Annotated in this window: 19 protein-coding genes; 18 read left to right on the top strand and 1 reads right to left on the bottom strand. The window is 35.7% G+C overall.

Annotated features, from left to right (window positions below):
* Positions 1 to 3: 3 nt before the first annotated feature.
* The 18 genes from DVG79_RS15050 (at position 4) to DVG79_RS14965 (ending at position 14,720) form a co-directional block, all read left to right on the top strand.
* The gene (locus tag DVG79_RS15050) at positions 4 to 2,856 is read left to right on the top strand and encodes a hypothetical protein (RefSeq protein ID WP_114597412.1); all 2,853 of its coding nucleotides are present in this window, start codon (positions 4 to 6) and stop codon (positions 2,854 to 2,856) included.
* On the top strand, positions 2,853 to 3,305 hold the full coding sequence (locus DVG79_RS15045) for a hypothetical protein (RefSeq protein WP_114597411.1): 453 nt from the start codon (positions 2,853 to 2,855) through the stop codon (positions 3,303 to 3,305). Before DVG79_RS15050 ends, DVG79_RS15045 begins: the two co-directional genes overlap by 4 nt.
* Positions 3,302 to 4,177: a Flp pilus assembly protein CpaB gene (gene cpaB, locus DVG79_RS15040; RefSeq protein ID WP_233494620.1), complete on the top strand. Its 876-nt coding sequence runs from the start codon at positions 3,302 to 3,304 to the stop codon at positions 4,175 to 4,177. The genes DVG79_RS15045 and cpaB overlap by 4 nt, the downstream gene beginning before the upstream one ends.
* An 11-nt stretch (positions 4,178 to 4,188) precedes the next feature.
* Entirely contained in the window at positions 4,189 to 4,989 is an 801-nt protein-coding gene (locus DVG79_RS15035) for an AAA family ATPase (protein ID WP_114597410.1), read from the top strand.
* 90 nt (positions 4,990 to 5,079) lie between these two features.
* Entirely contained in the window at positions 5,080 to 6,447 is a 1,368-nt protein-coding gene (locus tag DVG79_RS15030) for a TadA family conjugal transfer-associated ATPase (RefSeq protein ID WP_114597409.1), read from the top strand.
* An 11-nt stretch (positions 6,448 to 6,458) separates the two neighbouring features.
* Positions 6,459 to 7,376: a hypothetical protein gene (locus tag DVG79_RS15025; RefSeq protein ID WP_114597408.1), complete on the top strand. Its 918-nt coding sequence runs from the start codon at positions 6,459 to 6,461 to the stop codon at positions 7,374 to 7,376.
* Positions 7,377 to 7,388: 12 nt separating this feature from the next.
* Positions 7,389 to 8,228, top strand: a complete 840-nt coding sequence (locus DVG79_RS15020; RefSeq protein WP_114597407.1) for a hypothetical protein — start codon at positions 7,389 to 7,391, stop codon at positions 8,226 to 8,228.
* A 20-nt stretch (positions 8,229 to 8,248) separates the two neighbouring features.
* Positions 8,249 to 8,500, top strand: a complete 252-nt coding sequence (locus DVG79_RS15015; protein ID WP_114597406.1) for a hypothetical protein — start codon at positions 8,249 to 8,251, stop codon at positions 8,498 to 8,500.
* A gap of 32 nt (positions 8,501 to 8,532) precedes the next feature.
* The gene (locus tag DVG79_RS15010) at positions 8,533 to 8,784 is read left to right on the top strand and encodes a hypothetical protein (RefSeq protein WP_114597405.1); all 252 of its coding nucleotides are present in this window, start codon (positions 8,533 to 8,535) and stop codon (positions 8,782 to 8,784) included.
* Between the two features lie 72 nt (positions 8,785 to 8,856).
* Positions 8,857 to 9,252 (top strand): DUF4320 family protein, encoded by a 396-nt coding sequence (locus DVG79_RS15005; RefSeq protein ID WP_114597404.1) that lies wholly within the window; start codon positions 8,857 to 8,859, stop codon positions 9,250 to 9,252.
* Positions 9,249 to 9,845: a hypothetical protein gene (locus DVG79_RS15000; protein ID WP_114597403.1), complete on the top strand. Its 597-nt coding sequence runs from the start codon at positions 9,249 to 9,251 to the stop codon at positions 9,843 to 9,845. The genes DVG79_RS15005 and DVG79_RS15000 overlap by 4 nt, the downstream gene beginning before the upstream one ends.
* Positions 9,842 to 10,552 carry a hypothetical protein gene (locus tag DVG79_RS14995; RefSeq protein ID WP_114597402.1) on the top strand — a complete coding sequence of 237 codons (711 nt, stop codon included), beginning with the start codon at positions 9,842 to 9,844 and terminating at the stop codon, positions 10,550 to 10,552. The genes DVG79_RS15000 and DVG79_RS14995 overlap by 4 nt, the downstream gene beginning before the upstream one ends.
* 134 nt (positions 10,553 to 10,686) lie before the next feature.
* Entirely contained in the window at positions 10,687 to 11,079 is a 393-nt protein-coding gene (locus tag DVG79_RS14990; RefSeq protein ID WP_114597401.1) for a hypothetical protein, read from the top strand.
* A gap of 52 nt (positions 11,080 to 11,131) precedes the next feature.
* Positions 11,132 to 12,760: a lysozyme family protein gene (locus DVG79_RS14985; RefSeq protein WP_114597400.1), complete on the top strand. Its 1,629-nt coding sequence runs from the start codon at positions 11,132 to 11,134 to the stop codon at positions 12,758 to 12,760.
* Positions 12,760 to 13,269: a hypothetical protein gene (locus DVG79_RS14980; protein ID WP_114597399.1), complete on the top strand. Its 510-nt coding sequence runs from the start codon at positions 12,760 to 12,762 to the stop codon at positions 13,267 to 13,269. The genes DVG79_RS14985 and DVG79_RS14980 overlap by 1 nt, the downstream gene beginning before the upstream one ends.
* 68 nt (positions 13,270 to 13,337) lie before the next feature.
* Entirely contained in the window at positions 13,338 to 13,535 is a 198-nt protein-coding gene (locus tag DVG79_RS14975) for a hypothetical protein (RefSeq protein WP_026826968.1), read from the top strand.
* A 14-nt stretch (positions 13,536 to 13,549) separates the two neighbouring features.
* Entirely contained in the window at positions 13,550 to 14,221 is a 672-nt protein-coding gene (locus DVG79_RS14970; RefSeq protein WP_114597398.1) for a Fic/DOC family protein, read from the top strand.
* A gap of 154 nt (positions 14,222 to 14,375) precedes the next feature.
* Complete coding sequence (locus DVG79_RS14965; RefSeq protein ID WP_114597397.1) at positions 14,376 to 14,720, top strand: YolD-like family protein; 345 nt, start codon at positions 14,376 to 14,378, stop codon at positions 14,718 to 14,720.
* A 37-nt stretch (positions 14,721 to 14,757) separates the two neighbouring features.
* On the opposite strand, the gene DVG79_RS14960 is transcribed toward DVG79_RS14965, so the two are convergent.
* Positions 14,758 to 15,189, bottom strand: coding sequence for a hypothetical protein (locus DVG79_RS14960; RefSeq protein WP_114597396.1), 432 nt, complete (start codon positions 15,187 to 15,189; stop codon positions 14,758 to 14,760).
* Between the last annotated feature and the right edge of the window lie 44 nt (positions 15,190 to 15,233).

The raw sequence follows: 15,233 nt of genomic DNA, 5'->3' as shown, positions 1-15,233 counted from the left end.
TGAATGAAGCTGAAGAAAGTATCGCTTATTTTATTGACTATGTTCCTGCTTACAAGCACATCTATTGCAGAAGCTAGTACAGTCAGTGTAGGCGATAATGAACAAAATGCAGTCAACATTCAAGATGTTGAATTTATTGAAAGCAATGGAATGAAATCGTTTTTTGATTCATCAATTAGCAGGACTAAAGGGAAAGTTCCTATTCATTCATGGAAAGACTTAGAAGGCAAAATGATCACATCAGATAGTGGAAAAGTAGTCAAACTAATCGATGCGGATCATAACGGGGAAGTAATCGTTACTGAAAGTAAACAACCTACAGTATTTGCTACTTATCGAACAATCGGAGCAGCTGTTCAAAATACGAATTCTGGTTATTCATCCTTAGCGATTCAGGCATGTGGGGATACAGACTGGCTATCATACGTAAAAAGTATTGGTGTACCTACAGTCTCAAACAGAATAAGTGGCAAGACATACAACCTAAATCCGAGTCTTTCACGGAAATATAGATTATTGATTTATGGAACGCCTAAAGATGTCAATGACAGTAGTTATGGAAATGATTACTCAGGTGGCCAGTGGCGATATCTTGGTTATTCTCGCTATGGTGGACTAATGATTAACGAAGACTATCCTGAATATATCGGTATCAGTAAATTTGATGCCGATCTATTCTTGAAGTCCGAAAATTATGCAACACGAGTTAAGTATGCTTATGCAATGAAAGATGTTTTTTACTCTCCAAGAGGAAGTCTCTATGATGAAGCAGTTAAAACCATGGGTTATTTTTCTTGGTTAGGAAAAAAGCTACTCGATTATAAGGCTGGATCTTGGTGGTTAAAGAACGAAGATGAAGCTAGAATTCGCATTCAAAGTCTGCGGAGAGGGTATGAGGCAGGATTGGCAGTTACTCAGTACAGAGATCCAAATTCAGGTGTGTACTGGTATCAAGCTTATATCGTTAAAGCGTTAGACTTCCCTGAATGTCCAGAACCAGATATGAAAGCAAATTCTTTAACGGCTTCTCGTTCATCAAACAATGTCAATTTGACATTTAAAGTTCAAAACGCTTCACCAGATAAACAAATTGTAACTTCGAAAGTAGCGGTACCGTGGACTGTAAGATGGAACTTTGATGGTATTGATGCAAAGGGGAAAGCTGTTTCAAAGAGTGGAACGCTCTCAACGGCAACATTGCCAAAGTACGGTAAATCATTCCCATACGGAACAGTGTATAGCAAGTCTTACGGGTTTAATCCCAATATAACCACGACATGGGCGGGCGTGTTTAAGTTCACCGCAGAGTTCAATCCTAATGGAAGTAAAGACATGACGGAGGAGAATTATGCTAACAATAGTGCTAGCACTAGCTTAAGTTGGAGTCCTAAAAGCGTTCCGCCACCTAAACCAGGTACATGCCAAATTGAAGATATAGATCCTCCAGAATATCGATATGACTATGAATTGGATTTATCGGTTGAACGACTTGAAACCAAAACTACGGACTCTAATGCAGCAACTACAACACCGATTTCCGTTTATAGAGCAAGCTACGCAGCAAATCGTTTAAAAGCAAAAAATGCAATTAACAAAGACTTATCTTCAAAAAAAGCTACAAAAGCAAGTCAGGAATTAAAAAAAGCACAATATCAATCAGAATTAGTTTCTTTAAATAAGAAATTGGCGGATGCCAAAAAAGGTGAAGAAGTAGAAAGTTGTGTAATTGATGGTAACGGTAAAGAACAATGTACTACTAAAACAGTCGTAAACCCTGCTGAAATCAATGCAGCACAGGCAGCAGTGAACAACAAACAGACACAAATTAACGATATGGAATGTGATATTGGTCAAACCGATCAATGGATCGACCACTACGAAAAAGAGTTGGATGAGGTAAATGCTGATGAATCTAAATACAGTAGCACTAAACCAAATCTAACGCTTAAGGTAAATAACGAAGTTAAAGGAGAAACACACGTCTTACTAAAAGAAGGTGAGCGAAAAACAGTCAGCTTATCTTGGACAGTAGAAGATGAAGCAACTGTAGTAGCGGAGATTAACGAAGATGGAACATATGAAGAGTATGTTGATGGAGTAGCGGAGATTAACGAAGATGGAACATATGAAGAGTATGTTGATGGAGTAGAGGATGTTTATGCAAACAACGTCCGAGAAACAACAATCTATACACCTTCTAGAGAAGTTGGAATGTGTGGACCGACTTCTGAGGCAAGTGGACCAGTAGTCACTATAAGCGATTCTGTATTAGGAGATAGAACGTACACAGAGACGCTTAAAGGATCTATAAACAGCGTCTTCCCTAAAAAGTTAAGGGCTGGATATGGATTTACGTATACAGTCGATACTGAGTACTTTAATGAATACAAACCTTTATATAACGGCACTGCTAAGAATGCAGCAGTACAGTATGGATACTCAGCTAGTGGATTAGACTCTATGCAGTATCTTGAACGAATTACAGACACTGGTCAATTTGCTAGATTCGTGCCTAAAAACGTATATGTATCTAAAAATTCAGGAGTAGTTTTTGATAACAATAATCCAGCTCAATCTTCAGAAGAATTGATTAACGGTGGTCGAAAATGGTATTCGGACTTCGAACAAAAGGATGGCAAATATCCATTTGAAGTGAATGTAGGTCGTGGAGGAATCAATGAACTAGGACTTTGCTTAACAAGCGAAACAGAAATTAAAGGAACGGCAATGGATGATTTTGTACGAAGATCAGTTTCCCCTAGTAAACCGTTTCCTGGAGGAAACGGTTGGGATTGGATAGGAAAAGTAAGCTTATTGAATGGTCTTGAAGAATGGATTGTAGGAGGCAAGCAATGAGTAAAATGGGTTGGTTTGGTATAGCTATTACTCTATTTATTATTTGTTTCGCTTTTCAAATCGATACAACAGTACTTAATGCAAGCATGATTGATAATCGTGATGCTGTTAAGCAAGCTTCTGAAGCATCGATTCAACGTTCTATTAACAAAGGAACTTTACGTGTCACTGAAAGCGTGGAAATCGATCCAGTCGCTTTCAGTGATGAGTATGAAAAATTCTACAAAGAGAATGTCGATTTTAATTATGAAGGAAGTACTAGGAATTTTAGAGTCGTAAAAGTAAACACCTCTCCAGCAATGGTTGCAGTTGAAGGGGAGGTAACGAATAAATCTACTTTCAAAAGGACGACCGAGGAAAAAAATGAAGACATTAGTCTGTTATTTAAAAATGTCGTCATTTATGAGTCAAAGAGTAAAGTGAAGATTCCAGGAGGTAACGTAGAGTGAAGAAGTTGAAAAAACAAACCAAACGAAAAGTTGTAGCAGCTGCTCTTTCTGTAGCAGTTGTAGGATCGATGTATGCCTACAATGCTTATGCAGTCGAAACGGCCGTTAATCCTATGAAAGTGGCTTTAGTAAAAGAAGATATTCAACCCCATACGAAAATCACTGAAAAAATGATTTTTGAAAGAGAAGTACCAGCAAACGCTATTCCGCCTAATGCTTTCATAACAAAAGAACAAATTGTTGGAAAGTATACAACCGAAGGTTTTGGGATATCAGAGAACAGCTTCTTTTTAAAAAATAATGTCAAAAGTAAAAATGAATTACCAGATGCAGCAATACTATCTCTTGAAAAAGGTGAAGTAGCTTTTCCACTTCTAGTTGATTTAGAAACAAGCTCAGGGAACTCAATAGTACCTGGAACATTCGTTGATTTGTATTTCTTGAATATGGAGGGGTCTCAAGGAGAACTTATGACGGATAAGAATGAGCAAAGTGTTCTTTTCGGAGGTCTCTTCCCTCAAGTTAGAGTGACAAGCGTTAAAGACGGGGAAACTAACGATGCGTTTCGTGAAGAACAAGATTCGAATGGAGAAACTAAAGAAGTTAAAAGTGCTGCTAGATTATATACGTTAGCTGTCACACCAGCTCAATTACAGTATTTGAATCGAGCTAAGAAGTTAGGAACAATTATGCCAGTAGCTTCACAGAACGTTGAAGAAGGAGATAGTAAAAAAATTAAAGCATCCTTTAATGAGGTATCCGATCAAACTGTAATTTTAAAATACATTGAAGAGAAATCAAAAAATAAAATTAGTGATCATGTAAAACAGCAGCTTAATTTCGGAAGAGAATTTAATTCAGTAAAACAATAAGGAGGATTCTAATGCCAACGATAATCTCATTTAGAAGTGTAAGTCGTGGAGCTGGAGCATCTACCTTAGCAACTACCTTTGCTAAGGAAACAGCAAAATTAAAAGCTAAAGTATTGTTTATTGAAGCGAACTTAGTAAGTCCGTCACTCGCAGTAAATACAGGGTTTACGCACCCTACAAAGAACTTTCTAAATCTAGTGAATCAAGGAAGTAATAGCTACAAAATTACTAACTATATTGTCACTAAAGATGATATGGATAAAAAGACATCTAACCAACTTTGGGGAATGGATTTGTTATCTGTACCAAAGTCTCAAGGGAAGTATGATCAAGTAAAACTGGAAGATCCTAGCTCCTGGATAGAGAAATTTATGAGTACTCTCAAAGAGCTAACATATGATTATGTTGTTATTGATATCCCAACTGAACTTGATGAATTTACATCCTATCCCATTATCACAGGCTCTGATCAAGTCATAAGTGTAGTAGAAGGCAAACCAAAATCATTAATGGAATTTAGAAACGAGAAGATGTGGCTACTAGAGAACAATTTATCGTTTGAGGAAACGTTGGTTATCAATAAACATGAAAAAGATTATCAAGGGGACATAGCAGAATTTATCAACGAAATGGCATATCTTCCTATTCCATATGATCCTTTTAGAGTCAGAGAAGAATGGTTGCTTAAAATCGGAAGTGATTTAATTGATTTAAAAATTCAATCGTTACAAGCTTCTTTGGGTGTTCAAGGAGTAGGTTATGTAGAAAAACCTAAAAGTCCAATCAGAAATCTTTTAAGCTTCGTTAGATGATTAAAGGGGTGAATCAAAATTAGCACTAAGATTGATTTAATCAAAAATAATAATGATGAAAAGTACGATAATAAAATCGACTTTTACGCAATGTCTTATGCAGACAAGCAAAGTAAAGCAAAGCTTCTAGGTGAAGCAGAGCAAGACTTGATAGATGAGTCAGTTGAAAAACTTAGGAAGTATCTGATCGAAACTAATAAATCATTGTTAGAGTCCTCTTTCTTAGATCGAGAAAAGCGTGACAAATTAAGTTCCAAGATATCTGAATACATTCAACGAAACAGTATTGCAATTCCTAATATCGAACAGCAAGAGTTAGTCAGTACAATTCTTGATGAAATTACAGGCTTTGGGATTCTCCAACCACTTATTGATCGAGAAGACATTACGGATATTTTCGTAAATGGAACAAAGTCCATTCGTTATATTGGACCAGAGGGAGATACGTTATTCGTCGAACCTCTTACAAATGAAGTTATTACCTTTTCAAGCGAAAGCGAAATTCTAAGATTAGCTTATCGTTTGGTTAACGTCACTGAATCTACTTTAACAACTGCTAAACCTTATACAGATACTGCATTACCTAGACTTCGATTAAATATTATGAAATCAGATATATCAGGAATTGGTACATCCATTTCTATTCGAAAGAGTTCTAGCGAGTTGAGGGCTACTCGAGAACGTATGTTAGAGACTAATCAGGCTTCGGCTGAAGAGTTGGATTTCTTTAAGGCAGCTGTTCAAGCAAAGTTGAAAATATTAATTGTAGGAGGTACTGGTACAGGGAAAACGGAGTTTATAAAACATTTAGCTCAACATATACCTAATAACGAAAGAACTCTTGTAGCTGAAGATGATCCAGAATTGTTTCTTCATGAACTGTATCCTGAAAAACACTTTTACACTTTCGAATGTCGTATGACTGGCAATCCAGAAACAGATATTCCCTACAGCATCGGTTTGAAATTAGGCCTTCGACAACATCCAAGGAGAATTATTGTAGGGGAAAGTCGTGGAGAAGAAGCAATGCAAATGGTTGAGTTTTTTGAATCGGGTCATAGTGGCTTCACTTCTATCCACGCTGAAAGTAGCGAAGAAGCTCTTCAACGCTTGAAGAAAATGTGTCTTCGATCTGGTGTTAATTTAAGTGGGGATGACATTCTACAATCTATCGCTGGTGCATTTGATTTAATAATTGTTATGGAGAAACTAGAAGATAACAATCGATATATAACTCAGGTATCAGAAATAGAAGGATATGACTATCAAAAAAATCGAGTGACATTAAATGATTTATTCTTATTTGATTACAAAAAAGAGAATTTTGTATTCAATGATCTAGGTGGGGTCGAACAATTAAATGGTGTTCACGAATTAAAGAATAAGTTTTCGCATCGACTCAAACGAAAAATGTCACGTTCCCTAGCAGAACCAAAGCTAATTGAAAAATTGATATGAAGAGGTGACTAATGAATTTATTGTTCACTGTATTTTTAATCCTTCTTATCTACACTTTTATACGTGTAGTTTTTCAACCTAGGAGTTCTATATCTGAACTGATGATTGATAAGGATAATAAAGTACAAAATAATGAAAATGTGGGTGGTTTCAAGTTTTCAAAATTCAGCTTAAATCCTAAAAAGTTAAAACAAGAGGCTATCGAGTACGAGTGGAACTTAAACACAGGTAAGTGGCTATTAATATCGCTAGCATCAGTAATAGTAATATCTTTATTTTCATACTTCAGTTTTGGAAAAGAAGAGTTGTTATTACTATTCGGTCTCTTGGGGTTCGTAGTTCCACGAATTCTTTTAAATCAAAAAAAGCGTAAACATCGTGTTGTCTTACTCGATCGATTATTAGTTTTTTTAAATGCTTTTACTTCTACACTATTGGTTACTCACCAACCAGTAAAAGCATTAAAAGAAATCAAAGAATTACAGCACCACACGGTACAAGAAGAAATTGAAAAAATTATTATTAATCTTTCCTCTGGAATTGGAGTGAAAAAATCATTTTCCGGGCTAGTAGATAAGTATCCATTTAAAATGCTCAGTTTTTATGTAGATCAACTTGAAATAGCAATTGCTGATGGGGGAGATGGTACCTATAAAATATTAACCTCTGTAGTCAATGATATAGAGTCTGAAAAAACCCTTATTGCTAAATTAAGAACAGAGCTAGTTAAAGAAAAGAGAGCTTTTTATCAAAACGCTTTATTTGTTTTATTAATGCCATTTGCTTTCAACTTCATGCCTAAAATGGCTGAAGTACTTACTGGAACTCTTCCAGGGAAAGTTGTTATCACTTTTAATTTCCTAGCTGTTATTGGGATCTATCTCATCGTCAGAAAGCTAGCGAGTTTTAACCCGATGGCTGAACGATAAGGAGGACATATCTTGGAAATTTTCATAACGCTAATTTTGTTTGCGCTTGTAACCTTCGCTTTGTATTTTATTTTGACTCCGAATAAAGGAATAACAGCTTCAGATATTCTTTTGGAGGGGGGTGATAAGTTTCAAGAGAACAAAGATGAATTATCAAAATCAAGACGAAGTAATGATAAAAAAAATCTGGATTTACAAAACAAGCTCCTGATATCTGGAATGAATATGACAGTGAAGAAATTTAAACAGACTAAAATTTTATATGCAGTTTTATTTACTACAGCCTCTTTAGTCTTTATGACTATGACCGGATCATTGTTATTTAAAGTGATGGCATGTGTTTCTCCTTTGTTATATATCTATCCTGATTATCAGTTGAAGCAAAAAATTAAAGCAGCTACTTGGAAACGAAAATTAGAATTACCAGGTTACTTAAAAATTGTTGCAACCTTGCTAAAGAATCATACGCCCTCAAAAGCAATAAAAAAATCAGTGGAGTATGCCGGACCTTATTTGAAACCATTTGTAGATGAGCTAGCAATGGACTTAGAAACTAGGCCGGGGGACGACGAAGTTTTAAAGAAATTTGCACAGAATCTTGATATAACTGAGGCGCATACGTTTGTTATTGCAATTAAACAAGCGTCCGAAGTAAACAAAGAGGGCGCAATTTTAATTTTAGATGACCAAATAGAAGTCATGGATAAACTACGTCACGAAAACTACAACTATTTGATATCGACTAAACCTCTAGCATTCGCAAAGTGGAACTTTATTGTAGTTATGCTGATTTTACTGTATCCGTTCGTCATCGTATATGTAACGTTCACAGAAACAATGCAATCAATGTAAAGCAGAATGGAGAGAGAAAAATGAATTTAATGATCATCTTAACAGTAGTCTTACTAATGGTAGTGCTAGCTAAAGCATTGGCGCCAAAATGGGTTACATCGGAAGTTTCACAGAACTCTGCAGATAACGGTATGTGGACTGTAGGAGTAATCTTCGTCGGGATTATGGCTGTAGGGTTAATTTACGCAGCACTTCAAACAGCGTACACAAATTACGGTACACGATTAAAAGATACTTCAACAAAAGTAGATCCAACAACTTGGGGAAAATGATTTAAAACATAAAAATAGAATGGAGAGAAAAAATGAATTTAATGATCATCTTAACAGTAGTTTTACTAACGGTCGTGCTAGCAAAAGCATTGGCGCCAAGATGGGCTGCATCGGAAGTTTCACAGAACTCTGCAGATAACGGTATGTGGACTGTAGGAGTAATCTTCGTCGGGATTATGGCTGTAGGGTTAATTTACGCAGCACTTCAAACAGCATACACAAATTACGGTACACGATTGAAAGATACTTCGGTCAAAGTGGATCCATCAACATGGGGTAAATAATTTTTTAGGAGAGCAGAGAGAAGGTATTGTACCTCCTCTCTTGCTTTTAAGAGTAAGAGGAGGGAACTATACGTGCAGAACACTGCTGCAACAGCAATTTTCATCACACTTCTACTTGTTCTCACTTTGCTAATTCCAGAGGGATTAATGATGAGTAATGAAAAGACAAACCTTCAAAACTTGGCAAATGATGCAGTAGAGTTAGCCGAAAGACAAGGTGGATTCGATTATGAGTATGAAGGTGTAAGACATTCAATAATTGGTCAAATAGAAAGTCGAATGAAAAGCGAGAATTTAGAAGGTTATAAAATCTCATATACAAAAGGACCTATACAACATAACGATTCACTTTCATTCGAAATCGAAGGAACATATCGTTATGAAATTTTTAATTTAATTGGCATTACTAATATGGACTTCCCTTTACATGCTAAAAAGAATGGAGTAAGTGAGGTGTTGTTCAGATGATAAGACCACCACTTCAACATATGGATCTAAATGAATTGTTAGGCATTCTCACAATAGAAAGATTAATAATTATTGTCGCGATATTGCTTTTCATTAGTTACGTTGCCGCAAATTTGTACACAGACATTAAGTATCGAAGAACATCGAATTTTAAACACGCAGTATCACTTGTAGCAGGATTGTGTTTTTTCAATTACATGCATGAAGGAAGTTTTATCATTTTAATCGTGATGTTAATTAGTCTGATTTTCGGATTAATTTTAGAAAAGATGAAAAGCTCAAGTCCAGGGGATACAAAGATGTTTGTTGTAATGAGTGTATGGATCGCTTCATTTGCTCATGAAAACCTCATTCAGCAAGCTTTGATTTTTTGTATCGTAACGTATGCCTTTCAACTACTATTTGCTTGGATATCTTGGATTAAGAAAAAAGGCTTTAAGAATGCAATCAGAGAGCAAATAGAGCAAGTAATCATGTTACTTACGCCAGGCGCCCCTTTAGGGAAAGAAATCATATTCGAGAATTGGCCGGGTGCTGTTAATATGTGTTTAGGAGCAATCTTAACACTATTGGCAGGGGGATTATTAACATGAAAAAAGTATGGACTACTGAACATTTAAGGAAGGAAAAACATAGGTGGATTCAGTCATTCTGGATTTTCGGTTTAGGAGTAGTACTATCCGTCCTTTTAAAAATTTCCACGTTATTTTTACCTGAATTACAAAGAGTTATGACGTTAAAAATAGCTGACTGGATTCTTTACGGAGTAACCGCTTACGCCTTAATTTGTAGTTTTATGCATGCATATATACTTGGGAAAGTAGATTTTAAAAATGAAGGAAACGAATTTAGAAAACGTTTAGGAATAGAAAAACTCAGTTTTACTAAATTGAACGATGAAAGTTACGAAATGCACCATAAATTGTACTTAAGAAAAGAAATGAAAAAAATGCGTAGAGATGGTCTTACCTCAGACGAAATAACAAAGAAATGGAAGAAACAACTCGTGGAAGATTTTAAACGACTCGAGTCGTTTATAAGAGAAAAAGAAGCAAAAGGTGAAGAAGTGTTCATACACACCTATACACATATCAGAATGTACAAAACTTGGATTAAAATAGCCCGAGATGCAGGATTATTTTTTGAAGTGATTGAAGACAACAATCAGAAACCAGTAGGATTTAAATGGCGTGAGTGGAAAAAAGGTGTCTATCGTACAAGTGGCAAGAAAGCGAAAAAAGACTCTATTCCAAAAGCAAATGAGTGGAATAAGTATGTCCTGACCTCTAAAGACCAATAAAGACGCATTTTTAACTACCAATTATTGGTTCGTATTGCATCTTTATATCACTTTGTGACATTATGAAGTTAGAAAAGTCTTCTTCTTCATAACCTGTACACGAAGAAAATCTTTAGAAAGAACAGGGATGCTATATGCCATTTAAAACATTTGCGGTACGCAATGAAGTGATCCTACCCATCCATTACCTTAGAGGTTTAAGCAAGTTAAGAGAGCAGGAAATGGGATGGAATGAAATTTTTGATAACGGTCTTGGAGTGGTTAAAGAAATCAAGGAACGAAATCATAAAATAATTGCCCCACCAACAACCGGTGTACGAAAAGAGCGAATGGGACATGATTTTAAAGATGGCGTTTTTGATGAAATGAAAGTATATGCAAAGCATTTTGGCTTAAAACAAGCAGAATTGATTGAGCTATTTGCCTGGATATACTTCTCCACTCAATTTACTGAACAGGAAAAAGAATTCTTCCGATTAAATGAATGGATCTTTTATGTCGAAAGTGATTCTGATACTGAACAGTAAATCTTTACTTCGATCCTGCAGCTTAATAATAATTAGCTGAGGAGACGACTTTATGATGCTAAAAATTAAACTGGCTTCTTTTGCACTTAAGCATTGGAAGGAGCTAGCGGGCGCAGTAGGTGTAATCTTAGCGATTATTCTTACTGTGCCTTTTCTTGTCTTTACAGGTTTTATGCCTGGAGGGGAGGAAGACAAAGTTAAGGAATATGCGAACGTAGCTAGTGAATTCGGTATAGATTGGCAAGAACTCATTGCCTTTGATATGGTACGTTTCGACAATGATTTAGATAAAGGTGATCCAGAAGAAGCAGCACTGTACTTTATAGAGTTAAGTGTAGAGAAGCTAGAGATAGAGAATGTTAAGTGTGAAAAGAAAAATAAGAAAGGTGAGTGTATTAAAGGTGGAGGAACTATAGAAAAAGTAATATCGAAAAAAAATTATAAAGGGAAGAATCAAATTTTATCTTTCATAAAAAATAGTGGAGGCAGTACAAAGAATATAGCAGAATCGCTAAGAGAAATTGGGGCTAAATCCACTTATAGAGTATCAATGTCTTCACATGGAATAGATGAGGCTATGGACCTTGCAAAGTTTACTAAAGTGATGAAAAGAGACGTCAAGCGTATTCTGGATAGTGGGATGCTCATGGAGATGTATCCTGATCTTCAATCAGTATCAGGAGGAATTGGTCTTTGTATTGGTGACGTAGCTCCTGGAGGCAGTGCTAAAGGCGTTACAGATAACGTAAAGGGCTATAAGTCCCTTATTGAAAAATATGCAAAGAAATATGGTGTAGAACAGTACACAGGATGGCTCATGGCCATGATGCAACAAGAAAGTTCAGGGATGGGAACGGATCCACTGCAATCTTCAGAAGGACCGTATAATACGCGATATCCTAAAGGACCTAATGGTATTCAAGATGCTGAATACTCAATTCAGGCAGGTGTACAAGAATGGAAAGCATCGATACAAAAGGCTGGCGGTGACATGATGATCGCAGTTCAAACCTATAACTTTGGTGCTGCTTTCCTACCTTGGATTAAGTCACACGGAAACAAATATACACTTGAGAAAGCACAAGAGTTTTCTAAATACTGGTGTTCGTCACATCCATCTCAATTAGGATGTAATGATGGGGTACACGGAACACCTCAACACGCCTTGATGGTGTTGAAGTATTATAACAACCCTGGTAAAGCATCTTGTGATTCAATGGGTGGAGATTTCATTGCGGGTAAGGGGGATTTCATTTCACCTATGCCAAAAGATACCTACACTAAAGGTACTTGGCACCAATTCAGATCGCCAGCCTGGCATGCAGGTGTTGATTTGAACGTTCATTCTTGGGCAGATGAAGGGAAAATTGGAATCTATTCGATTGCTGCAGGCAAAGTAACTAGATCACAATACTCATCTTCTTACGGAAATGTCGTTTATATCAAGCACAAGGTGAAAGGAAAAAGTTTTGAGTCGGTATATGCTCATTTAGCCTATACGCCTTTGGTTGAAGAAGGAATGAGTGTCAAGCAAGGTCAAAAGATCGGAATGGTAGGAAATACACCTGGTGTTCCATGGTCCACTTTCCCACATTTACACTTTGAAGTGCACTCTCCAGCTTGGACTGTCGATAAAAGGAATGCAATTAATCCAGAACTAGTAGTAAAGGGGCTGTTTTGATGGGGTACAAACGTTTTATTTTGATTTTAATCGGTACGTTTATTGTGACGACTACCTTAATCATTACAGCTGCAGTAAAAATTGGTGACATAAGACATGAAAAACAAGAGGTTGAGACTGCTAATAATGAGTCTCAAGAGCCCCTCTCTACATTTTTACATGAACTTCCTGAAGTGAATGTAAAGAGTAGGGCTGAAGAGTTCGGAAAATCGGTCGTAGATGGATATTCTTTATTTAGCTACTTCTCACCTGAAGCCTTTGGAGTAAAGGGAGCACCTGAAATAATTGAAGGTCCAAATGGAGAGAGCCCAGAAGAGATGGATCAATTAATTATGGATAAGGTGAAACCGTACGGCTTCGTGAAGGAGTATAAGATAAAACAAATAAAGGAGGTTGAGAGTAATACTGAAGTTTTATTTGAATTCACTACGGCTAAAGAAAAAAAATATGAGGTAAAGCTTTTATATAACGATAAAGGTTTAATAATCACTAAAATAGTCACGGATTAAGCAATAAACAATCGTGTTTTATAGTTATTTATGATATAATTAAACTATAAAACAAGGAGGAAATATACATGAAAAAACTCCAAAATGCCGATAAAATGCTTGAACTATTACCAGGTTTTTTAGCTTCTTCTGCAGCAGAAGGATTGCCAATCGAAGAAGATTTAGTAAAGAAAATCAAAGAGATGTTGTCACTAGGATTAGATCCTACTGAAGAAATTGATGCTTACTATGATGAAAAATTAAAAGAAATATCTTCTAACACGTAAGGGGAGGGAACACATTGAGCACAGATCCTTATTCTCAAGATGGTGTATTGAAGAATAAATTTGGCGAAAAAGATCCTAGAAAGTTGGAGATTTTAGAGAAGAGGTCTACGATTCGTGGATGGATTAAACTACAAAACGAATTGATAGCTACTCCGAATTTAAAGCTAGATGCTTCTTTGATAAAAAAGATTCATAAAAACTTATTTGATGATGTATATGATTGGGCCGGTGAGTATAGAACGGTGAACATCGTTAAAGGAAAAACGATGTTTGCTAATGCTCTGTATGTACCAGCTGCACTTGAAGATTTAGTTACAAAGCTAAATAGGGATATCACCTCGAAATCTATTACGTCCAATAACGTAGGTGAAAAATTAGCTTATTATTATGGTGAACTTAATATGATCCATCCGTTCCGAGAAGGGAACGGACGTACACAGAGAATATTTATTGAAAAAGTAGCAGATAAGCTGGGTTACTCTCTCCAGTTGGAAAAGGTAGACTCTAAGAAATTACTCGAAGTAACGATTGAGTCAGTAAATGGAACTGGAAAACCTCTAAAGAAAGTCTTTGAAGAGGTGATTGTAACCAAACACTTTAAGAGCCAATCTGAGCAACCACATATAAATAGTAAAAGTATCACTTCAACAAATGTAACCAAAAACAATTATGATTTAGAAAGATGAATAAAAAATAGAATTAAAGACAAAAGGCTAAGTCGAAACTTCTTTTGAAGTAAATGACTTAGCCTTTTTATTATGAATAATCAAAGGGGTGTTTTTAGTCAATTAAAAAAGGTTATTATAAGAACATACATTCTTATTTTAAGGAGGTCGTAAAATGTACAAAGATCGAGGTAACTTAAAGTGGATACCATTTCTCATGCCGGAACATAAAGCATTGTTATATGAGTACTATAAAGAAAAGCAAAAGATCTCGATGCCAGAGCTGGATGATCAAATGTTGTTTGTTTATGAGGAAGTAATCAACGAGGCATTGTTTAATGGTTATCAAATAAGTGTGACGTATTATGATGATGTTTGCAGTGATATGAAATCCTGTAAAGGTCATGTTCAACGGATAGATTACTTTGATAAATGTGTTAGCTTGATCGGTAAGAAAAATTTCGTAGAAAATATACCTTTCAAAAAAATTGTAGGTGTAGAACTAGTGAGTGAAACATAAAAGACCTTCTATAATAGAAGGTCTTTTATGTTATATATTATCGGTTGATAGGTAAGACTTCATTTGCTTTGATTTGCATCAAATCAACTTTTTCTGGAATTATACCTACAATTTGATCAGAGAAAATAACAAATTCATTGACATTAATAATACGATTTTGTGCAGTCAAGATTTGAGCGTCTTGTAAATAAATAACTTGTTCTTCATCAACTTCTGTATCGCTATTTTCAAAATCAAACAAACCTGTAGCTACATTCATTATTGTAAGAGCATGTGGATGGCCAGCTATTGCTTCTGCTATTTTATTCATATCATCAATCTTTAAAGGATGTAAATCGCCAATTTTTCCTACTACGATTGAATTTGAAGTGAAATACGTTAAGTACTCAGCATTCTCATTTTCATTAACAGTTGTAATGGCAGTTTTAGCAAAAGTTAAATTTTTAATAAAACTAGTTTTAGCAGACATATAAGTGACCTCCGTGTTTTCGAAATATTTTTCTAAATTAAATT

This window comes from Exiguobacterium sp. RIT594 (assembly GCF_003339585.1).
In the GTDB taxonomy this organism is placed as follows: Bacteria; Bacillota; Bacilli; order Exiguobacteriales; family Exiguobacteriaceae; genus Exiguobacterium_A.
This window is presented reverse-complemented; position numbering and strand designations above follow the sequence as displayed.

What these genes read in the sequence shown, in the direction of transcription:
- DVG79_RS15050 (WP_114597412.1), top strand. Translation starts at nt 4, where the DNA reads ATGAAGCTGAAGAAAGTATCGCTTATTTTATTGACTATGTTCCTGCTT.
- DVG79_RS15045 (WP_114597411.1), top strand. Translation starts at nt 2,853, where the DNA reads ATGAGTAAAATGGGTTGGTTTGGTATAGCTATTACTCTATTTATTATT.
- DVG79_RS15035 (WP_114597410.1), top strand. Translation starts at nt 4,189, where the DNA reads ATGCCAACGATAATCTCATTTAGAAGTGTAAGTCGTGGAGCTGGAGCA.
- DVG79_RS15030 (WP_114597409.1), top strand. Translation starts at nt 5,080, where the DNA reads ATGTCTTATGCAGACAAGCAAAGTAAAGCAAAGCTTCTAGGTGAAGCA.
- DVG79_RS15025 (WP_114597408.1), top strand. Translation starts at nt 6,459, where the DNA reads ATGAATTTATTGTTCACTGTATTTTTAATCCTTCTTATCTACACTTTT.
- DVG79_RS15015 (WP_114597406.1), top strand. Translation starts at nt 8,249, where the DNA reads ATGAATTTAATGATCATCTTAACAGTAGTCTTACTAATGGTAGTGCTA.
- DVG79_RS15010 (WP_114597405.1), top strand. Translation starts at nt 8,533, where the DNA reads ATGAATTTAATGATCATCTTAACAGTAGTTTTACTAACGGTCGTGCTA.
- DVG79_RS15000 (WP_114597403.1), top strand. Translation starts at nt 9,249, where the DNA reads ATGATAAGACCACCACTTCAACATATGGATCTAAATGAATTGTTAGGC.
- DVG79_RS14995 (WP_114597402.1), top strand. Translation starts at nt 9,842, where the DNA reads ATGAAAAAAGTATGGACTACTGAACATTTAAGGAAGGAAAAACATAGG.
- DVG79_RS14990 (WP_114597401.1), top strand. Translation starts at nt 10,687, where the DNA reads ATGCCATTTAAAACATTTGCGGTACGCAATGAAGTGATCCTACCCATC.
- DVG79_RS14985 (WP_114597400.1), top strand. Translation starts at nt 11,132, where the DNA reads ATGATGCTAAAAATTAAACTGGCTTCTTTTGCACTTAAGCATTGGAAG.
- DVG79_RS14980 (WP_114597399.1), top strand. Translation starts at nt 12,760, where the DNA reads ATGGGGTACAAACGTTTTATTTTGATTTTAATCGGTACGTTTATTGTG.
- DVG79_RS14975 (WP_026826968.1), top strand. Translation starts at nt 13,338, where the DNA reads ATGAAAAAACTCCAAAATGCCGATAAAATGCTTGAACTATTACCAGGT.
- DVG79_RS14965 (WP_114597397.1), top strand. Translation starts at nt 14,376, where the DNA reads ATGTACAAAGATCGAGGTAACTTAAAGTGGATACCATTTCTCATGCCG.
- DVG79_RS14960 (WP_114597396.1), bottom strand. Translation starts at nt 15,189, where the DNA reads ATGTCTGCTAAAACTAGTTTTATTAAAAATTTAACTTTTGCTAAAACT.